This window comes from Pseudomonas sp. NFX15, from assembly GCF_049132105.1.
Classification (GTDB): domain Bacteria; phylum Pseudomonadota; class Gammaproteobacteria; order Pseudomonadales; family Pseudomonadaceae; genus Aquipseudomonas.
This window is the reverse complement of record NZ_JAFMPV010000059.1, coordinates 1-1,214: the sequence shown is the minus strand read 5'-3', so window position 1 is coordinate 1,214 and position 1,214 is coordinate 1. Positions and strand designations below refer to the sequence as shown.

The window sequence follows — 1,214 nt, the reverse complement described above, 5'->3', positions numbered from 1 at the left end:
TCCAGAACGCATGCACGCCCATAACCCGGTCAGGTATTTGCGCATCACCGCTCCGATGGCTTGCATTTTCTTCTTGCCGCGAGCTACCAGAGCCTCGTAAAAGGCCTTCACATTCTCATCACAGCGGATTGCCGTCATCGCCGGCATGAACATCGCTGCACGCAAGTAGGCGTTGCCGCACTTAGACATTCGTCCTGGTCGGTTCACGCTTGTGCCTGACTGGGTCAATCTCACATCCAGCCCTGCATAGCGGCTGACCTGTGCCGATTTAAGTGTCACCGGAAGCGTCGTCAGCTCAGCCAGTGCGGCGATGGCTGAGGCCTCTCCCACTCCGGGTGCAGCCATCATGCAGCGAAACTGCAAACTCAAATCCGGGCATTTGGCGATGGCATCACGTGCCGCCTTTTTCAAGCGATCAATCCGGGCGTCCAATGCTGCAATCGCGTCTTGCTCATCCTTGATTAGCAGCTCAACACTCGTTTCTGTCGCCTGTAGCGCATGCAGTTCGTTCTTGGCCCTCGTTCGATGGCCGATCAGCCGGTTGATATGACGGCCAATTGCACGCAGCGTCATTTGATCCACGGTAGGCGGGACCCAAAGCCTAGGCGCCATGCGCTCGCCATATTCGGCCAGCAACAGGGCATCAATCTGATCTGTCTTGCTGCTTTGCAGCATCAGCTTGGCAAAGTTGTGGAAGCTTTTGGGGTTGATCACCGAGACCGGCAAGCCGGCGGCATGCAACTCCATGGCAAGATCCAGGTAGTAAATGCCGGTGGCCTCCATGACCACGCTCAGCGGCTTGAGCCGCAACAGCTTCTCCACGGTGGCCTTGCGGCCCTTCGGGCTGTGCTGAATGGCCCACTGCCCCGATGTTTTACCGCTCTGCCGCCATCCCATGGCAGACGTGCGGGAGCCGATGTCTATGCCGACATGAGTATTCATGCTTTCCACTTCCCTGACTTTAGGTAAGATTGCTTCTGGTTCCCCCGACCTCGAACTTCATGCCACTGCAACCTTGTAATGCGAAGTCCGACTTGTCGGCTTCTCGATACTCTTCGTGGTGGGCAATGAGGCGGGGGGGCCTCTCTACAGACAAGGTCAGGAGCAAATCCTGCCTTCAGGAGCGATCGGCCTCCCCCAGAAACGCACTTGCTGTTGTATGACGCCTTGAGCGTAACCTTTCCCCTTGGAGTCAGGGCCAACATACAAGGAGC

General features: G+C 57.1%; 1 protein-coding gene. It reads right to left on the bottom strand.

The genetic code is table 11. The annotated features are described in order from the left end of the window. Positions 1 to 942 (bottom strand): IS110 family transposase (locus J1D76_RS27805; protein ID WP_421141563.1); only part of this gene is annotated, 942 nt, incomplete at its 3' end. Between the last annotated feature and the right edge of the window lie 272 nt (positions 943 to 1,214).